The organism is Bradyrhizobium sp. 22 (genome assembly GCF_000482425.1).
Taxonomy (GTDB): domain Bacteria; phylum Pseudomonadota; class Alphaproteobacteria; order Rhizobiales; family Xanthobacteraceae; genus Bradyrhizobium; species Bradyrhizobium japonicum_B.
This window is the reverse complement of sequence record NZ_KI519399.1, coordinates 144,370-162,134: the sequence shown is the minus strand read 5'-3', so window position 1 is coordinate 162,134 and position 17,765 is coordinate 144,370. Positions and strand designations below refer to the sequence as shown.

Annotated in this window: 16 protein-coding genes; 10 read left to right on the top strand and 6 right to left on the bottom strand. The window is 64.8% G+C overall.

Annotation, left to right across the window (positions count from 1 at the left end; all coding sequences use genetic code 11):
• Positions 1 to 229: 229 nt before the first annotated feature.
• Both K410_RS0102010 and K410_RS0102005 read left to right on the top strand, forming a co-directional pair.
• The gene (locus tag K410_RS0102010; RefSeq protein WP_028133285.1) at positions 230 to 1,006 is read left to right on the top strand and encodes a DUF1223 domain-containing protein; all 777 of its coding nucleotides are present in this window, start codon (positions 230 to 232) and stop codon (positions 1,004 to 1,006) included.
• Between the two features lie 573 nt (positions 1,007 to 1,579).
• Positions 1,580 to 1,951 (top strand): DUF2794 domain-containing protein, encoded by a 372-nt coding sequence (locus K410_RS0102005; RefSeq protein ID WP_028133284.1) that lies wholly within the window; start codon positions 1,580 to 1,582, stop codon positions 1,949 to 1,951.
• A 9-nt stretch (positions 1,952 to 1,960) separates the two neighbouring features.
• Here the strand turns inward: K410_RS0102005 and K410_RS0102000 are convergent, their stop codons facing one another.
• The 4 genes from K410_RS0102000 to K410_RS0101985 form a co-directional block, all read right to left on the bottom strand.
• Positions 1,961 to 2,491, bottom strand: a complete 531-nt coding sequence (locus tag K410_RS0102000; protein ID WP_028133283.1) for a GNAT family N-acetyltransferase — start codon at positions 2,489 to 2,491, stop codon at positions 1,961 to 1,963.
• Positions 2,492 to 2,810: 319 nt separating this feature from the next.
• A complete protein-coding gene (locus K410_RS0101995; RefSeq protein WP_028133282.1) occupies positions 2,811 to 3,602 on the bottom strand; it encodes a Bax inhibitor-1/YccA family protein in 792 nt (263 codons plus the stop codon).
• Between the two features lie 281 nt (positions 3,603 to 3,883).
• Positions 3,884 to 6,454 (bottom strand): ABC transporter permease, encoded by a 2,571-nt coding sequence (locus K410_RS0101990; protein WP_028133281.1) that lies wholly within the window; start codon positions 6,452 to 6,454, stop codon positions 3,884 to 3,886.
• Positions 6,451 to 7,173, bottom strand: a complete 723-nt coding sequence (locus K410_RS0101985; protein ID WP_028133280.1) for an ABC transporter ATP-binding protein — start codon at positions 7,171 to 7,173, stop codon at positions 6,451 to 6,453. Before K410_RS0101985 ends, K410_RS0101990 begins: the two co-directional genes overlap by 4 nt.
• A gap of 55 nt (positions 7,174 to 7,228) precedes the next feature.
• Here K410_RS0101985 and K410_RS0101980 point away from each other — a divergent pair, with 55 nt between their 5' ends.
• Together K410_RS0101980 and thpR are read left to right on the top strand one after the other, a co-directional pair.
• Complete coding sequence (locus tag K410_RS0101980) at positions 7,229 to 7,864, top strand: arylesterase (RefSeq protein WP_028133279.1); 636 nt, start codon at positions 7,229 to 7,231, stop codon at positions 7,862 to 7,864.
• 171 nt (positions 7,865 to 8,035) lie between these two features.
• On the top strand, positions 8,036 to 8,572 hold the full coding sequence (gene thpR, locus K410_RS0101975) for an RNA 2',3'-cyclic phosphodiesterase (protein WP_028133278.1): 537 nt from the start codon (positions 8,036 to 8,038) through the stop codon (positions 8,570 to 8,572).
• Between the two features lie 17 nt (positions 8,573 to 8,589).
• On the opposite strand, the gene K410_RS0101970 is transcribed toward thpR, so the two are convergent.
• Together K410_RS0101970 and K410_RS0101965 are read right to left on the bottom strand one after the other, a co-directional pair.
• The gene (locus tag K410_RS0101970) at positions 8,590 to 8,994 is read right to left on the bottom strand and encodes a type II toxin-antitoxin system VapC family toxin (protein ID WP_028133277.1); all 405 of its coding nucleotides are present in this window, start codon (positions 8,992 to 8,994) and stop codon (positions 8,590 to 8,592) included.
• Positions 8,994 to 9,248 carry a type II toxin-antitoxin system VapB family antitoxin gene (locus K410_RS0101965; protein ID WP_028133276.1) on the bottom strand — a complete coding sequence of 85 codons (255 nt, stop codon included), beginning with the start codon at positions 9,246 to 9,248 and terminating at the stop codon, positions 8,994 to 8,996. Before K410_RS0101965 ends, K410_RS0101970 begins: the two co-directional genes overlap by 1 nt.
• Positions 9,249 to 9,447: 199 nt before the next feature.
• On the opposite strand from K410_RS0101965, the gene zapE reads away from it, so the two are divergent.
• From zapE to K410_RS0101935, 6 genes are all read left to right on the top strand, one after another.
• Positions 9,448 to 10,635 (top strand): cell division protein ZapE, encoded by a 1,188-nt coding sequence (gene zapE / locus K410_RS0101960; RefSeq protein WP_028133275.1) that lies wholly within the window; start codon positions 9,448 to 9,450, stop codon positions 10,633 to 10,635.
• A gap of 235 nt (positions 10,636 to 10,870) precedes the next feature.
• Positions 10,871 to 11,839 (top strand): malate dehydrogenase, encoded by a 969-nt coding sequence (mdh, locus tag K410_RS0101955; RefSeq protein ID WP_028133274.1) that lies wholly within the window; start codon positions 10,871 to 10,873, stop codon positions 11,837 to 11,839.
• Positions 11,840 to 12,042: 203 nt separating this feature from the next.
• Positions 12,043 to 13,242, top strand: a complete 1,200-nt coding sequence (gene sucC, locus K410_RS0101950; RefSeq protein WP_028133273.1) for an ADP-forming succinate--CoA ligase subunit beta — start codon at positions 12,043 to 12,045, stop codon at positions 13,240 to 13,242.
• Positions 13,243 to 13,246: 4 nt separating this feature from the next.
• Positions 13,247 to 13,726 (top strand): DUF1579 family protein, encoded by a 480-nt coding sequence (locus K410_RS0101945; RefSeq protein ID WP_028133272.1) that lies wholly within the window; start codon positions 13,247 to 13,249, stop codon positions 13,724 to 13,726.
• A 33-nt stretch (positions 13,727 to 13,759) separates the two neighbouring features.
• The gene (sucD, locus tag K410_RS0101940) at positions 13,760 to 14,644 is read left to right on the top strand and encodes a succinate--CoA ligase subunit alpha (RefSeq protein WP_028133271.1); all 885 of its coding nucleotides are present in this window, start codon (positions 13,760 to 13,762) and stop codon (positions 14,642 to 14,644) included.
• 137 nt (positions 14,645 to 14,781) lie between these two features.
• Positions 14,782 to 17,739, top strand: coding sequence for a 2-oxoglutarate dehydrogenase E1 component (locus K410_RS0101935; RefSeq protein ID WP_028133270.1), 2,958 nt, complete (start codon positions 14,782 to 14,784; stop codon positions 17,737 to 17,739).
• Positions 17,740 to 17,765 lie beyond the last annotated feature (26 nt).

The window sequence follows — 17,765 nt, the reverse complement described above, 5'->3', positions numbered from 1 at the left end:
ATTTGTGAACAATGGCTCACTGCGAAGTGAGTAGAAGACGGGATGAAGGCGGCCTATCACAAGGCCGCCTTCAAGCGTTTGCGGCATGCTCCAGATGGGCCCGCCCCGCGGAAAACCTCCCGTTGGACGGGTTGCCCAGGAGGATCGAGTGTGCTCCGCCCGTAAGACTACGGTGACGATCCGGCGATAAGATCTCCATTCCCACGAGCAATGGTGTGTGACGTTCGACATGACGACAATGACGGCTTCTCATCCGATTTCACGTTGGACCGGCGCGCTCTGGTCGGGAGCTCTCGGCATCTGTGCGATCATCGCCGTCATCCGCCCCGCGGACGCTGAGCCTCGTGCCGTCGTCGAATTGTTCACCTCGCAGGGCTGCTCGTCCTGTCCGCCCGCCGACCAGATCATCGGCGATCTCTCGAAAGACCCGTCGATCATCGCGCTGAGCATGCCGATCGATTATTGGGACTATCTGGGCTGGAAGGACACGCTGGCGGATTCGCGTTTCTCGGCGCGGCAGCGCGCCTATTCGCGCATGCGTGGCGACCGCGAGGTCTACACCCCGCAGGTCGTGGTCAACGGCTCCACCCATGTCGTCGGCAACGATCGTGCCGGCATCGAGAATGCGATCGGCAAGGCCACCAAGGGTACGGGCGTGATGAGCGTGCCGGTGACGATGTCGCTCGCGGGCAAGCAGATCAACGTCTCGGTCGCCGCGAGCAACGAGCCGGCCGTCTCGCGCGGCGAGGTCTGGATCTGCTCGATCGCCAAGTCGGTGCCGATCGCGATCACCCGCGGCGAGAATCGCGGGCAGCAGGTCACCTATCACAACGTGGTGCGCAACCTGCTCAAGGTCGGTGACTGGACCGGGCGTCCGGAAAGCTGGACGGTGCCGATCGAGAACCTCACGCGCGACGGCGTCGATGGCGCTGTGGTCTACGTCCAGGACGGCAGCCGGGAGAAGCCCGGCCCGATGCTGGGCGCGGCGTACACGTCGCTGCATTGAAGAGCGCAAGGTCTCAAGACAATCAGCCTCTCGTCATTCCGGGGCGCGCCAATTGGCGCGAGCCCGGAATCCATCAATCCACTTGCTGAGACGAGAAATGGATTCTCAGGTGCGCAATTGCGCACCGTAGCTCGCACTTCGTGCGTCCCGGAATGACTGAGGCAACGGAAACATCCCGGCACAAACAAAAAAGGACCAACTTGCGTTGGCCCTCCTTGTCGCGCGTACAGACCCGATCCTGTTCGACCCCGGGGGGCTGGGGGCTGAGGAATCCGGAACCGAAAGGACCGGGTCAACGCACGTGAATCTTCTCGCAGTGCAGGGCGGCAGTCGCTAGGCGGAAAAGCGGCGATACTATGATTCCTGCTAACGATCCCGTGACGGTTTGCCGCGACAGAGTTCCACCTTTGCGTGTGGGAGGAGTCGCGGCGGATTCGACCGGTTGAATGCAGGCACCGGGTTCCATCGAGGGCCTTGCGGCGAAGAACGGTTGGCGCAATCATGCCCTTGTCATGATCCGGTTCCGGGGACGGTTCGCGGACCGGGTTAAGTGGTGCGATGAGGAGGCTCTCCATGAGTCTGATGTCGGAGGATGCCGATCCGAGCGAGCAGCGCGCGGCGGCGCGCCCCGTCGCTGTGAATGCGCAACAGAGCAGGGTGACGTTCAACCGGCTCGAGCTGAACCGTATCCTCAATCTCTATGGTCGCATGGTCGCCGACGGCGAGTGGCGCGACTACGCCATCGACTTCCTGAAGGACCGCGCCGTTTTCTCGGTCTATCGCCGCGCTTCGGAAGTACCGATCTATCGTATCGAGAAGGATCCGCGCCTGGCGCGCAAGCAGGGCATGTACAGCGTGATCTCGGCGACCGGCCTGATCCTGCGCCGCGGCCACGAGCTGGAGCGCGTGCTGCTGGTGATCGATCGGAAGCTTGCGGTGGTGTGACGACCTGCCCTACTTCTCCGGCACCGTTCTCGCGCCCTCGCCGAGGTCGCGCTGCATCATCACCGTATCCAGCCAGCGGCCGAATTTCAGCCCGACATTGGGATGCGTGCCGATCATCCTGAAGCCGCCCCTGGTGTGCAGGCCGATCGAGCCGGCATTGGCGGAATCGCCGATCACCGCGATCATCTGGCGAAAGCCGCGCGCCTCGCATTCGCCGACCAGCCGCTCCAGCAGCAACGAGCCGATACCGCGGCGGTGGAACGATGGATCGAGATAGATCGAGTTCTCGACCGTGAAGCGATAGGCCGGCCGCGGCCGGTAGGCGCCGGCATAGGCGTAGCCGGCCACGCGTCCCTCGAGGATGGCGACGAAATAGGGATAGCCGCCGTCGATCAGCGTGCGGTAGCGGCGCGTCATTTCCGCGAGGTCGGGCGGCTCCAGCTCGAACGTCGCGGTGCCCTCGCGGACGGCCTGCTGGTAGATGGCGGTGATGGCGGGAAGGTCGGCCTCTAGCGTGGGCCTGATTTCGGGTGCGGACATGACGGGAAGATTAGAGCCTTCGCGCGGACGCTGGAAGGGCCTCCGCCGCCTCCACCCCCGTCATTGCGAGCGCAGCGAAGCAATCCAGAAATGCATCCGCGGAGGGACTCTGGATTGCTTCGTCGCAAGGGCTCCTCGCAACGACGAGGAGAGACCGCCCTCGTAGCCCGGATGGAGCGAAAGCGTAATCCGGGGCCGCCGCATCCGCGGAGGGATTGCCCCGGATTGCGCTGTGCTCCATCCGGGCTACGGGCACCGGGCCCAAACAAAAACCCCGGCCTCGCGGCCGGGGTTCGTGTCGTTCGCTCTGGTCCGTCGCCTACTCGCGCTGGCCGAGCAGCTGCAGCAGCAGCGTGAACAGGTTGATGAAGTTCAGGTACAGCGACAGCGCGCCGGTGATGGCCGCACGCTCTGCGATGTCACCGCCGGCCGAGGCATAGCCGTAGATGTAGTCGTTCTTCAGCCGCTGGGTATCCCAGGCGGTGAGGCCCGAGAACACCAGCACGCCGACCACCGACACGATGAACTGCAGCATCGAGCTGGCCAGGAACAGGTTCACCAGGCTGGCGAGTACCACGCCGATCAGGCCCATGAACAGGAACGAGCCCATGCCGGTGAGGTCACGCTTGGTGGTGTAGCCATAGAGGCTCAGGGCACCGAAGGTGGCCGCGGTGATGAAGAACACCCGCACGATCGAGGTGTGCGTGAACACCAGGAAGATCGACGACAGCGAGATGCCCATCAGCGCCGAGAACACCCAGAACAGGATCTGGGCGGTCGAGGGAGCCAGACGGTTGATGCCGGCCGAGATCACGAACACCATCGCCAGCGGCGCGAGCATGAACAGCCACTTCAGGGGGCTGACGAACATCGCGTAGCCGAACGGCGTCAGGAACAGCTTGCCGACGCGCACCGCATCCGGCGTCGCGACGTCGGTCACGGCAGCCATGTAGACGCCGAGCGCGGCGAGGCCGGTGATGGCCAGGCCGATGGTCATGTAATTGTAGACGCGCAGCATGTAAGCGCGCAGGCCGGCATCGACCGTCGCGGCGTCAACACGCCCGGCGGCCCTGCCGAAAGGAGAAGCGTAGTTACGGTCTAGGTCCGACATGGTCGAATTCCCGTTGGTTGGTCCGGTCCGGCACGAGGGTCGCCATGCCGCCGGTTCGTCAATTTCTATCTCGGATACCGACGCCAGCCGACTAAATTTTGGCTAACAATCCGGACTCCGAACCCATTCGATATGTGGGAAACTAACACATCCGCTGCAACCTTCCACGCGCGGCTGAATGTCGCCCTTGGCGGCAATCCTGACGCGAACCTGACGGGCAGTCGTGGTTAATCGCGGGAATCGTGCGATTCCGCATCCGTGCGCGCAGCCGCTACCATTTGTCACAAATTCCGCAACACCGTGGCGGGCTTTTTGTTCAACGCCAGCAGCGTGCCCGCGAGCCCGAGCCCGACGGTGACGACGAGCGCGGCCGCCACAACTCCGGCCGCGCTGCCGGCCTGCCAGACGAAGCTGAGCGTCATCAGCCGGGTCACGATCATCCAGGCTGCGATGCTGCCGGCGATCACCCCGAACACGGCGGTGGCGAGCCCGATCAGGAGGTATTCGAGCGCATAGGCACCCAGCAGCCGCAGCCGCGTCGCGCCCAGCGTCTTCAGGATCACGGCATCGTAGACCCGGTGGCGATGACCGGCGGCAAGCGCCCCGCCCAGCACCAGGATCGCCGAGATCAGGGTCACCGCGCTGGCGCCGCGAATCGCCAGCGCCAGATTGGTCACCACCGAGCCGACGGTCTCCATCACCTCGCGTACCCGCACGCTCGTCACCATCGGATAGGCGTCGGCCACCTGCCTGATGATCTTGCCGTCGGCTGCGGCATTTCCGCCCGGTTCCGTCAGTGTCGCGATATGGGTGTGCGGCGCGCCCTTGAAGGCGTTCGGCGAGAACACCAGGACGAAGTTGATGCCGAGCCCCTGCCAGTCGATGGTGCGCAGATTGCCGATCCTGGCCGGGATGTCGCGGCCGAGCACGTTGACCACGATCTCGTCGCCGAGCTTGAGGCCCAGTCCGTCGGCGATCTTCTTCTCCATCGAGACCAGGGTCGGGCCGGAATAATCGGCGCTCCACCATTCGCCCTCGACCACCTTGGAGCCCTTCGGCAGCTCGCCGGTATAGGTCAGGCCGCGGTCGCTCTGCAGCACCCATTCGGAATCGGCGGACGGCTTGAGCTCTTCGGCACGCAGTCCGCGCGCGGCGACGATGCGCCCGCGCAGCATCGGGACGTCCTCGACCTTCGCGCCGGGCGCGATCTTGCGGAGATAATCGTCGAACGGTGCGGCCTGCCCGCTCGGAATGTCGATGAAGAAGAACGACGGCGCCTGATCGGGGAGGGCCGCGAGGAACTGCCGCCGCAGATTGCCGTCGATCTGGGTGATGGTGACGAGCACGGCGAGCCCGAGCCCCAGCGACAGCACGACCGAGGGCGTCAGCGCGCCCGGCCGGTGGATGTTGGCGATCGCGAGCCGCAGCATCGGCAGCCGCGTCCGCGGCAGCCGCCGCGCGATCGCCATCAGCAGGGCGGCGATGCCGCGCAGCAGCGCGAACACGACGACCGAGGAGGTCACGAACACCGCGGCGATGCGCTTGTCGAAGGAGAGCCCGATCACCACGGTGATGAGCAGCGCGATCACCACGCCCATGAACACGAGATAGCCCGCGCGCGGCCGGTGCCATTCCGAGCTGACGGTGTCGCGGAACAAAGCGGCCACCGGCACGTCGTGGACGCGGCCGAGCGGCCACAGGCCGAAGGCCAGCGCGGTCAGGAGGCCGTAGACGAACGACAGCGCGAGCTCGTCGGCATGCACGGCCGGCACCACCGGCAGCGGCAGCAGCTTGCCGAACAGGCCGACGATGGCGAACGGCATGGCGGCGCCGAGCGCAAGGCCGATCACCGAGCCGATGCCCGCGAGCACGAGAACCTGCGCCAGATAGATGCCGAACACGTCGCGGCCGGTGGCGCCGACGGCCTTGAGGGTCGCGATCACCTCGATCCGGCGGTCGATATGGCTCTTCACCGCATTGGCGACGCCGACACCGCCGACCAGCAGCGCGGCGAGCCCGACCAGCGTCAGGAACTGGGTGAAGCGGTTGATGTTGCGTTCGAGCTGCGGCGAGGCGTTGGAGCGGCTGCGGATCTCCCAGCCGGCCTGCGGCGCGGCGCTCCGCGCATCCGCGATGAAGGCTTCGGTGGCGCGCTCGTTGTTGGCGGCCTCAGGCAGCTTCACCCGGTAGACCCAGCGCACCAGGCTGCCGGGCTGGATCAGGTCGGTGGCGCGCAGGCCGGCCTGGCTGATCAGGAAGCGCGGGCCGAAGCCGATGCCGCCGGCGAGCTTGTCGGGCTCGGCTTCGACCGTCGAGCGGATCTGGAAGGTCGCCGAGCCGATCGTGACACGGTCGCCGATCTTCAGCGACAGCCGCGCCAGCAGGGTCGGATCGGCGGCCGCGCCGAACGCGCCGTCGCGCTCCGCGAGCAGGTCGGACATCGCCAGCTGTGGCGCCAGCGTGAGCTGGCCCAGCATCGGATAGGTGTCGTCGACCGCCTTCATCTCGACCAGTGCGAGCTGGCCGTCGGCCGCGCGCGCCATGCCGCGCAAGGTGGCGGCGGTCGAGACCGTGCCGCGCGAGCGCAGGAAGGCAACCTCCTCGGGCTTGGCTTCGCGCTGGAACAGCACGAAGGAGACGTCGCCGCCGAGCAGCGTGCGGCCCTCGCGGGCAAGGCCGTCGGAGAGGCTCGCCGACACCGAGCCGACGCCGGCGATCGCCATCACGCCGAGCGCGATACAGGCTATGAAGACGTAGAAGCCGCGCAGGCCCCCGCGCAATTCGCGCAGCGCATAACGCAGCGACAGCGCGACGCCGTTCGGCTTCGCAAAGGGCTCGGCAGCCGTGCTCATGCCGGCGCAGTCTGCGTGTCGATGCGGCCCGAGCGCAGGCGGATCACGCGATCGCAGCGATGCGCCAGCGAGGAATCGTGCGTCACCAGCACCAGGGTCATGCCGCGCTCGGCGTGCTTGCTGAACAGGAGATCGACGATCTGTTGTCCGGTGGCCTCGTCGAGATTGCCGGTCGGCTCGTCGGCGACGAGGATGGCGGGATCGGGCGCCAGCGCGCGGGCCAGCGCGACGCGCTGCTGCTCACCGCCCGAGAGCTGCGTCGGATAATGATGCAGTCGGTCGCCGAGCCCGACCGATTGCAGCTCCTCCGCCGCGCGCTTGGCGGCATCGGGATTGCCGGCAAGCTCGAGCGGCACGGCGACGTTCTCCAGCGCCGTCATGGTCGGGATCAGATGAAAGGACTGGAAGACGATGCCGACCTGCCGGCCGCGGAAGCGGGCCAGCGCGTCCTCGTCGAGGGCATTGAAAGGCGTGCCTGAGACCACCACCTCTCCGCTGTCAGGACGCTCCAGCCCCGCCATCACCATCAGCAGCGTGGATTTGCCCGAGCCTGATGGGCCGATCAGGCCGACCGTCTCGCTGCGGCCGACCCGCAAGCTGATATTCTTGAGGATGTGAACGCGTGCCGCGCCCGTGCCCAATGAGAGATTGACGTTGGAGATGGCGATGGTGTCCGCCGATGTGACGGCGAGCGAAGAGGGATCGATGCGAGTGTCCATGGTCCGGTCATATGGCAACTCCGATAGCGCGGTCGAGAGGCGTTACGGATTGTTCATGCACATAGCCGTGTTGATGCTCGCCTTCATGACAATGGCGAACTCGGCCTGGGCGGACGCGACAAAGCCGATCAAGCTCGTCGTGCTCGGCGATTCCCTGAGCGCCGGCCTCGGCCTGCCGGCTCAGGACGCATTCCCCCAGAAGCTAAAAAAGGCTTTGCAAGCCAAAGGCATAGCGGTCGACATGACCAATGCCGGGGTGTCCGGCGACACCACTTCCGGCGGCCGCGACCGGCTCGACTGGTCGGTCCCCGAGGGAACCGACGGGGTCATCGTCGAGCTCGGCGCCAACGACGCCTTGCGCGGCATCGCTCCCGATCTGGCGCGCGCCGCGCTCGCCGACATCGTCCAGCGGCTCAAGGCGCGCAAGATCGCGGTGATGCTGTGCGGCATGCTGGCGCCGCCGAATTACGGCGCCGATTATGCCGCGCGATTCAATTCGATTTATCCGGATCTGGCGAAACAATTCGACGTGCCGCTCTACCCCTTCTTTCTGGAGGGCGTTGCGGCCGACGCCAAGCTCAACCAGCCCGACGGTATTCATCCGACCGCTGAAGGCGTCGACATCATCGTCGGCAAGATCATGCCCGCCGTGGAGGCATTCGTTGGCACGATCGCTGAGCAACGGCGTTGAAAGCAGGCAGCGCTATCAGTAATTCCCAGGGTTTTACCGGGGTGAGGCGCGGCATGCTTCGCAGAGTCACACAACTGCGATAGGAATCAGGGTACCGGTGATTCGTCGCCGGCTCTAATTTGGATATGATCCTGCTCGGGGATCGTACCCAAGCATCGGGAGTGCGAAACGATGCCGCGTTTGTTCACGGGTCTGGAAATTCCGGCCGAGATCGGCCAGGCGCTTTCCAACTTGAGAGGAGGCCTTCCCGGCGCCCGCTGGATCGATCCCGAAAATTATCACGTCACCTTGCGCTTCATCGGCGATATCGACGGCGCCTCCGCCAACGAGATCGCCTCGATGCTGTTTCGCGTCGACCGCAAGCCCTTCGAGGTCAAGGTGCAGGGCCTGACCAGCTTCGGCGGCCGCAAGCCGCGCGCCGTCGTCGCGACCATCGCGCCGAACAAGCCGCTGATGGAATTGCAGGCCGAGCTCGAACGCATGATGCAGCGGATCGGTCTCAACCCGGAAGGCCGCAAATACATCCCGCATGTGACGCTGGCCCGGCTGCACGATGCCACCGACCGCGACGTCGCCGACTATCTCTCGCTGCGCGGCTATTTCCCGAGCAAGGCGTTCATGGCCGAGCGCTTCGTGCTGTTCTCCTCGCGCGCCTCGACCGGCGGCGGCCCTTACGTTGTCGAGGACGCCTACGAGCTGTGCGAGTAGCTCTGCACCTCCGCGCGTTATCGCGGCGGCGCCACGCCTGATCGCCCGACGTCGGTTTTCGCGAAGTCCTCGCCTTTGAACAACAGGGGTTCGCCGCGGGTCATAGCCAGCGCATAGGAGAAGCAATCACCGTAGTTGAGCGACGCGGCGTGTCGTCCCTTTCCGTAGCGCCGCCAGGCCCGCCGCGCTGTATCGGCTTGCACGGCATCGACGGCGACGATCTTGGCGCCGATCTTGACGAGCCAGAGATCGAACTCGCGTCCGCCCGGATCACCCAGCCGCGTCTCGATCACCATTGTTGCTTCAAGCACCGTTGCTACGGAGATCAGGCGGATCGGATCGTCCGCGATCAGTCGCTCAAGATCGGCTGCATCATCCTCGTTGAGCGCGATTGCCACGATAGCCGATGTGTCGATCACCATCAGCGCGGCAATCCATGCTCGTCGTATCCGAGAATTTCCTCGGGCAAACGGTCGTCCACGACGCGCATTTCGCTCCAGCGACGCCTGATCTCGGCCATGTCCTCAAGCAGCGCGTCTTTATTGTCTTGGCCAGCGAGGCGGCGCAATCGCTCCTCGATGGCGCGCTTGGTCGCCGTGGTAATAGTCTCGCCGGTTAACTGCGCGAGACTCCGCGCCAATTGTTCCGTTTCGGGGTCCTTGATGCTCAATGCCATCCTGAGGTTCCTTGGTTCCTCGACAGGTATATTCTACCTCGATGAAAGGCAAGGTGGGGGAAGCCCCCCTGGATGGACGAACCTGTCCCGTGGATCGGTTGGCGTGGTGCAATCGACCCGCTGCATGAAAGAAGTAACCGCATAAGCCGTTGCGACAATATGCGTTGCAATCTCCGCCGGTCTCTGGCGGTAAAGGGCCATGCTCTCGACCCCGAGTTCCCCCTTCAGCGAAGCCTATCAGGCCGAGATCGCCTCCGGTGCGATCGAGCCCGATGCTGCGCAGGCGGAGGTCGCCGAGGCCTATGCGGCGCTGGACCTGCGGCTTGCGACCTACAGTCCCAAACGCAAGCAGAGCCTGCTCAGCCGCCTGTTCGGCGGCGGTGACAAGGACGATGTGCCGCGCGGGCTCTACATTCATGGCGAGGTCGGCCGCGGCAAGACCATGCTGATGGATCTGTTCTTCCAGCACTCCGATGTCGAGCACAAGCGCCGCGCGCATTTCCACGAGTTCATGGCCGACGTGCATGAGCGCATCTACGACTATCGCCAGAGCATCGCGCGCGGCGAGATCGCCGACGGCGACGTCATCGCGCTGACGGCGAATGCGATCTTCGAGGAGAGCTGGCTGCTCTGTTTCGACGAATTCCACGTCACCGACATCGCGGATGCGATGATCCTGGGACGCCTGTTCGCCAGATTGTTCGAGCTCGGCACCGTCGTGGTCGCGACCTCCAACGTGGCGCCTGACGATCTCTACAAAGGCGGCCTGAACCGGTCGCTGTTCCTGCCCTTCATCAAGCAGATCACCGACCACATGGACGTCGCGCGGCTCGATGCGCGCACCGACTTCCGGCTGGAGAAGCTGCAGGGCGTGCCGATGTGGCTGACGCCGGCCGATCGCGATGCGGACGCTGCGCTCGATCGCGCCTGGTCGCGGATGTCCGGCGGCGCCAAATGCCGCTCGCGCGACATTTCGATCAAGGGCCGCATCCTGCACGTGCCGTGCTCCGCTCACGGCGTGGCGCGGTTTTCGTTCGCCGACCTCTGCGAGAAGCCGCTCGGCGCATCGGATTACCTCAGGCTGGCGCACGATTATCACACCATCCTGGTCGACCATATTCCAGTGATGGATTTCTCCCAGCGCAACGCCGCCAAGCGCTTCATCACGCTGATCGACACCCTCTATGACAATGCGGTGAAGCTGATGGCCTCGGCCGACGCCAACCCGATTTCTCTGTACCTCGCCCATGAGGGCACTGAGGCCATGGAGTTCAAGCGGACCGCCTCGCGCCTGATCGAGATGAGCTCGGAATCCTATCTGGCGCTGGCTCATGGCCGCAAGGATTCCACCGCCAGCGGCTCCACCAAGGGCCTGGTAGAGACTTAAGTCCTATTTGCCACCGCCGTCATTCCGGGGCGCGCGTCAGCGCGAACCCGGAATCCCGAGATTGTCGCGCGAGATTCCGGGCTCGTGCTCCGCACGCCCGGGAATGACAGGGCTGCGTGCCCGCGGCCGCGCCAAGCCCGACAATTGGGCATTGGGCGACTTGAACGGGGGAGGCGAAAGGGATAACCACCCGTCTCAGTTTTCCCCTCCTTACGTGTCTAAAGGACAGGCTCACATGGCGCGCGACAAGATTGCTTTGATTGGCTCCGGTCAGATCGGCGGAACGCTGGCTCACCTCATCGGCCTGAAGGAACTGGGCGACGTCGTGATGTTCGACATCGCCGAGGGCGTGCCGCAGGGCAAGGCGCTCGACATCGCGCAGTCCTCGCCGGTCGATGGCTTCGACGCGCACTACACCGGCGCCAATTCCTACGAGGCGCTCGACAACGCCAAGGTCTGCATCGTCACCGCCGGCGTGCCGCGCAAGCCCGGCATGAGCCGCGACGACCTGCTCTCCATCAACCTCAAGGTCATGGAGCAGGTCGGTGCCGGCATCAAGAAGTACGCGCCCGACGCCTTCGTCATCTGCATCACCAATCCGCTCGACGCGATGGTCTGGGCGCTGCAGAAGGCTTCCGGCCTGCCGCACAAGAAGGTCGTCGGCATGGCCGGCGTGCTGGACTCGGCCCGCTTCCGCTACTTCCTGGCCGACGAGTTCAACGTCTCTGTTGAGGACGTCACTGCCTTCGTGCTCGGCGGCCATGGCGACACCATGGTGCCGCTGGTGAAGTACTCCACCGTTGCCGGCATTCCGCTGCCCGACCTCGTCAAGATGGGCTGGACCTCGCAGGCGCGCCTCGACGAGATCGTCGACCGCACCCGCAACGGCGGCGCCGAGATCGTCAACCTGCTCAAGACCGGCTCCGCCTTTTACGCGCCGGCCGCCTCGGCAATCGCGATGGCCGAGAGCTATCTGCGTGACAAGAAGCGCGTGCTGCCCTGCGCCGCCTATCTCAACGGCGAGTACAGCGTGAAGGACATGTATGTCGGCGTGCCCGTCGTGATCGGCGCCAAGGGCGTCGAGCGCGTCGTCGAGATCGAGCTTGCCGGGAAGGATCGCGAGGCCTTCGACAAGTCGGTCGGTGCCGTGCAGGGTCTGGTCGATGCCTGCAAGAAGATCGCACCCGATCTTCTCGGCCGCTGAGGCGCAAAAAAATCCCGCCGAAGATCGAAACCCGGTCTTCGGCGGTTTCACTTCCGGACCCGGCTGACCGGGGTGGGGTTCGGTTCGGCAGAGATCTCGATGTCAAAGAATCCGGGTTGCAGTTCCTGTGGTATATGGTATGCCAGCCACAAGACTGAGGCGGGCCCATGGGGTCACCGCCCGCGGGTTCAGGGAGCGACCATATGAATATCCATGAATATCAGGCCAAAGCGCTGCTGCATGAATTCGGCGTTCCGATTTCGCGCGGCGTAGCGGTTCTCAAGGCCTCGGACTCCGACGCCGCCGCAAGGAAGCTTCCCGGCCCGGTCTGGGTGGTGAAGAGCCAGATCCATGCCGGCGGGCGCGGCAAGGGCAAGTTCAAGGAGGCGTCCGCCGGCGACAAGGGCGGGGTCCGCATCGCCAAGTCGGTGGAAGAGGTCAACGAATTCGCCAAGCAGATGCTGGGCGCCACGCTGGTGACCGTGCAGACCGGCCCGGCCGGCAAGCAGGTCAACCGCCTCTACATCGAGGACGGCTCCGACATCGACAAGGAATTCTACCTCTCGATCCTGGTCGACCGCGAGACCTCGCGCGTCTCCTTCGTGGTGTCGACCGAAGGCGGCGTCAACATCGAGGACGTCGCACACAACACGCCCGAGAAGATCGTCACTTTCTCGGTCGATCCCGCCACCGGCATCATGGGCCATCACGGCCGCACCGTGGCGAAGGCGCTGAATCTGTCCGGCGACCTCGCCAAGCAGGCCGAGAAGCTCACCGCGCAGCTCTACGCCGCTTTCGTCGCCAGGGACATGTCGATGCTGGAGATCAATCCGCTCGTCGTCACCAAGCAGGGTGAGCTCCGCGTGCTCGACGCCAAGGTGTCGTTCGATGACAACGCCATGTTCCGCCATCCCGAGATCGCGGTGTCGTTGCGCGATCTGACCGAGGAAGACGCCAAGGAAATCGAGGCGTCGAAATACGATCTCAACTATGTCACGCTCGACGGCGACATCGGCTGCATGGTCAACGGCGCCGGTCTCGCCATGGCGACGATGGACATCATCAAGCTCTACGGCATGGCGCCGGCGAACTTCCTCGACGTCGGCGGCAGCGCCAGCAAGGAGAAGGTCGCCGCCGCCTTCAAGATCATCACCGCCGATCCCAACGTGAAGGGCATCCTGGTCAACATCTTCGGCGGCATCATGAAGTGCGACGTGATCGCCGAGGGCGTCACGGCGGCGGTTCGCGAAGTCGGCCTCAGCGTGCCGCTGGTGGTCCGCCTCGAAGGCACCAACGTCGAGCTCGGCAAGAAGATCATCCGTGAATCCGGCCTCAACGTCGTGCCGGCCGACAATCTCGACGACGCCGCGCAGAAGATCGTGAAGGCCGTCAAGGGAGGCTAACGCCATGGCCCAGGACCATCTCGCCGCATCATCCCCGCTTCCCGAGCATGCGCGCCTCGCCGCGTTCGCCGGCGAATGGGATGGTGAGGAGATGGTCTTCCCGTCGCGCTGGACGGCGGGCGGGCCGGCGACCTCGCGCACCGTCGCGCGCATGGATCTCAACGGGTTCTATCTGATCCAGGACTCGGTCCAGATGCGCGACGGCAAGCAGATCTTCGCCACCCACGGCATCTTCAGTTACGACCGCGACGACCGGACCTACAAATTGTTCTGGTACGACTCGCTCGGCTACACGCCGCCCTCGCCCGCCTCCGGCGGCTGGGTCGGCAAGACCCTGACGCTGGTGCGCGGCTCGCTCCGCGGCAATGCGCGCCACGTCTACGAGATCATCAACGAGGATTCCTACTCGTTGAAGATTCAGTTCTCGCCGGACGCGGAAGGCTGGGCTGACGTGCTCACCGGCGTCTACCGCCGCATCCACTGACCTCTCACTCGTTAGTTCGCGAAAGCAGACCTCATGTCCATCCTGATCGACAAGAACACCAAGGTCATCTGCCAGGGCTTCACCGGCAAGAACGGCACCTTCCATTCCGAGGCCGCGATCGCCTATGGCACCAAGATGGTCGGCGGCACCTCGCCAGGCAAAGGCGGCTCGACGCATCTGGGCCTGCCGGTGTTCGACACGGTGCGCGAGGCGCGCGAGAAGACCGGCGCGGATGCGTCGGTGATCTACGTGCCGCCGCCGGGCGCGGCGGATGCGATCTGCGAAGCCATCGATGCCGAGATCCCGCTGATCGTCTGCATCACCGAGGGCATTCCCGTCCTCGACATGGTGCGGGTGAAGCGCTCGCTGCTCGGCTCCAAGTCCCGCTTGATCGGACCGAACTGCCCGGGCGTCATGACCGCCGGCGAGTGCAAGATCGGCATCATGCCCGCCAACATCTTCAAGACCGGCTCGGTCGGCATCGTCTCCCGTTCGGGCACGCTGACTTACGAAGCCGTGTTCCAGACCTCCCAGGAGGGCCTCGGCCAGACCACCGCGGTCGGCATCGGCGGCGACCCGGTCAAGGGCACCGAGTTCATCGACGTGCTGGAAATGCTGCTGGGCGATCCCAAGACCGAATCCATCATCATGATCGGCGAGATCGGCGGCTCGGCCGAGGAGGATGCCGCCCAGTTCCTCAAGGACGAGGCCAAGCGCGGCCGCAAGAAGCCGATGGTGGGCTTCATCGCCGGTGTCACCGCCCCTCCGGGCCGCCGCATGGGCCATGCCGGCGCGATCATTTCGGGCGGCAAGGGCGACGCCGGTTCCAAGACCGAGGCGATGAAATCGGCAGGGATTACAGTGTCTCCCTCGCCCGCCCGGCTCGGTCATACGCTTGCCGAAAAATTGAAAGGCTAATTCACTTCTTCGTGCTTTTCCGGGCGAAGTTTCGCAGCAAATAGGGTAAAGGGTGCCTGTCGCGCCGAGCCTCTGCCGGGGAGCTCGGTGCCAGCGCCGTTTGTTATGCGCGAACCGAAATCGCCAGGAACTCCAGTATGTCTCGCCAGGACGCGAACGCAGCCTTTGCTCTGTCATCATTCTTGCAGGGCACCAACGCCACCTACATCGACGAAATCTACGCCCGCTACCAGAAGGACCCGTCTTCGGTCGACGCCGAGTGGCAGGAGTTCTTCAAGAGCCTGAACGATGCGCCCGCGGACATCAGCAAGAACGCGGAAGGACCGTCCTGGGAGCGGGACAACTGGCCACTCACCCCCAAGGATGATCTGACCTCCGCCCTCGACGGCAATTGGGCCGAGGTCGAGAAGACGGTCGGCGGCAAGATCGCCGCAAAGGCGCAGGCCAAGGGTGCGGACATCTCCTCCGCCGACCTGCTCCAGGCGACGCGCGATTCCGTCCGCGCCCTGATGCTGATCCGCTCCTACCGTATGCGCGGTCACTTCCACGCCAAGCTCGATCCGCTCGGCATCGAGGCCCAGCGCAACCGCGAAGAACTCGACCCGCGCACCTACGGCTTCAGCGAGGCCGATTTCGACCGCAAGATCTTCCTCGATCACGTGCTCGGTCTCGAATACGGGACGATCCGCGAGATCACCGCGATCTGCGAACGCACCTACTGCCAGACGCTCGGCGTCGAGTTCATGCATATCAGCAACGCGGCGCAGAAGGCCTGGATCCAGGAGCGCATCGAGGGACCCGACAAGGAGATCTCGTTCACCCGCGAGGGCCGCAGGGCCATCCTGCAGAAGCTGGTCGAAGCCGAAGGCTTCGAGAAGTTCTGCGACACCAAGTTCACCGGCACCAAGCGCTTCGGCCTCGACGGCGGCGAGGCTCTGATCCCGGCGCTCGAGCAGATCATCAAGCGCGGCGGCAATCTCGGCGTGAAAGAGATCGTGCTGGGCATGCCGCATCGCGGCCGTCTCAACGTGCTGACGCAGGTGATGGGCAAGGCGCACCGCGCCCTGTTCCACGAATTCAAGGGCGGCTCGGCCAATCCCGACGCGGTCGAAGGCTCCGGCGACGTCAAGTATCACCTCGGCGCCTCCTCGGACCGCGAGTTCGACGGCAACCGCATCCATCTGTCGCTGACCGCCAACCCCTCGCATCTCGAGATCGTCGATCCCGTGGTGCTCGGCAAGGTGCGCGCCAAGCAGGACCAGCACGGCGATCCGCCCGATATGCGCATCTCCGTGATGCCGCTGCTGATGCACGGCGACGCCGCGTTCGCAGGTCAAGGCGTGGTCGCCGAGTGCTTCGGCCTGTCCGATCTGAAGGGCTACCGCACCGGCGGCTCCGTGCACTTCATCGTCAACAACCAGATCGGCTTCACCACCTATCCGCGCTACTCGCGCTCCTCGCCCTATCCGTCGGATGTGGCGAAGATGATCGACGCGCCGATCTTCCACGTCAACGGCGACGATCCGGAAGCCGTGGTGTTCGCGGCCAAGGTCGCGACCGAATTCCGGCAGAAATTCCACAAGCCCGTCGTCATCGACATGTGGTGCTACCGCCGCTACGGCCACAATGAGGGCGACGAGCCGGCCTTCACCCAGCCGGTGATGTACAAGCGCATCGCGGCCCATCCCTCGACGCTGACGCTCTACTCCAAGCGCCTGATCGCCGAAGGTGTGGTCACCGAGGGCGAGGTCGACAAGCTGAAGGCCGACTGGCGCGCCCGGCTCGATGCCGAGTTCGAGGCCGGCACCTCCTACAAGCCGAACAAGGCCGACTGGCTCGACGGCAAATGGGCAGGCTTCAAGATCGCCGACCAGGAAGAGGACGCCCGCCGCGGCGTCACCGGCGTCGATCTGCCGATCCTGAAGGACATCGGCCGCAAGATCACCAAGGTGCCGGACGGCTTCCGCGTCCACCGCACCATCCAGCGCTTCCTGGAGAACCGCTCCAAGGCGATCGAGAGCGGCAACGGCATCGACTGGGCGACCGGCGAGGCGCTGGCGTTCTGCACGCTCTTGAACGAGAACCACCATGTCCGCCTGTCCGGCCAGGATTGCGAACGCGGCACCTTCTCGCAGCGTCACTCGGTCCTGATCGACCAGGAGGACGAGAGCCGCTACACGCCGTTCAACCATCTCGGCGGCGAGCAGGGCCATTACGAGGTCATCAACTCGCTGCTGTCGGAAGAGGCCGTGCTCGGCTTCGAATACGGCTATTCGCTCGCCGAGCCGAACACGCTGACGCTGTGGGAAGCCCAGTTCGGCGACTTCGCCAACGGCGCGCAGGTCGTGTTCGACCAGTTCATCTCCTCGGGCGAGCGCAAATGGCTGCGCATGTCCGGTCTCGTCTGCCTGTTGCCGCACGGCTATGAGGGCCAGGGGCCGGAGCACTCCTCGGCGCGCCTCGAGCGCTTCCTGCAGATGTGCGCGGAAGACAACATGCAGGTGGTCTATCCGACCACGCCGGCGAACTACTTCCATGCGTTGCGCCGCCAGCTGCATCGCGAGATCCGCAAGCCGCTGATCATGATGACGCCGAAGTCGCTGCTGCGTCACAAGCGGGCGGTGTCGCGTCTCGAGGAGCTGGCCAAGGATACGACCTTCCATCGCATCCTCTATGATGACGCCCAGATGCTGCCGAGCGAGGCGATCAAGCTCGTCCCCGACGAGAAGGTCCGCCGCATCGTGCTGTGCTCCGGCAAAGTCTATTACGACCTCTACGAGGAGCGCGAGAAGCGCGGCATCGACGACATCTATCTGATGCGCGTCGAGCAGCTCTATCCAGTGCCGCTGAAGGCGCTGGTGGCCGAGCTGTCGCGCTTCAAGAAGGCCGAGATGGTGTGGTGCCAGGAAGAGCCCCGCAACATGGGCGCCTGGCACTTCATCGAGCCCTATCTGGAATGGGTGCTGAACCAGGTGAACGGCGCGAGCCGGCGTCCGCGTTATGTCGGCCGCGCCGCTTCCGCCGCGACCGCCACGGGTCTGATGTCCAAACATCAGGCGCAGCTGAAGGCGTTCCTGGACGAAGCACTGAGCTGAGGCAATTTCAAACTGAGTCATGCCCC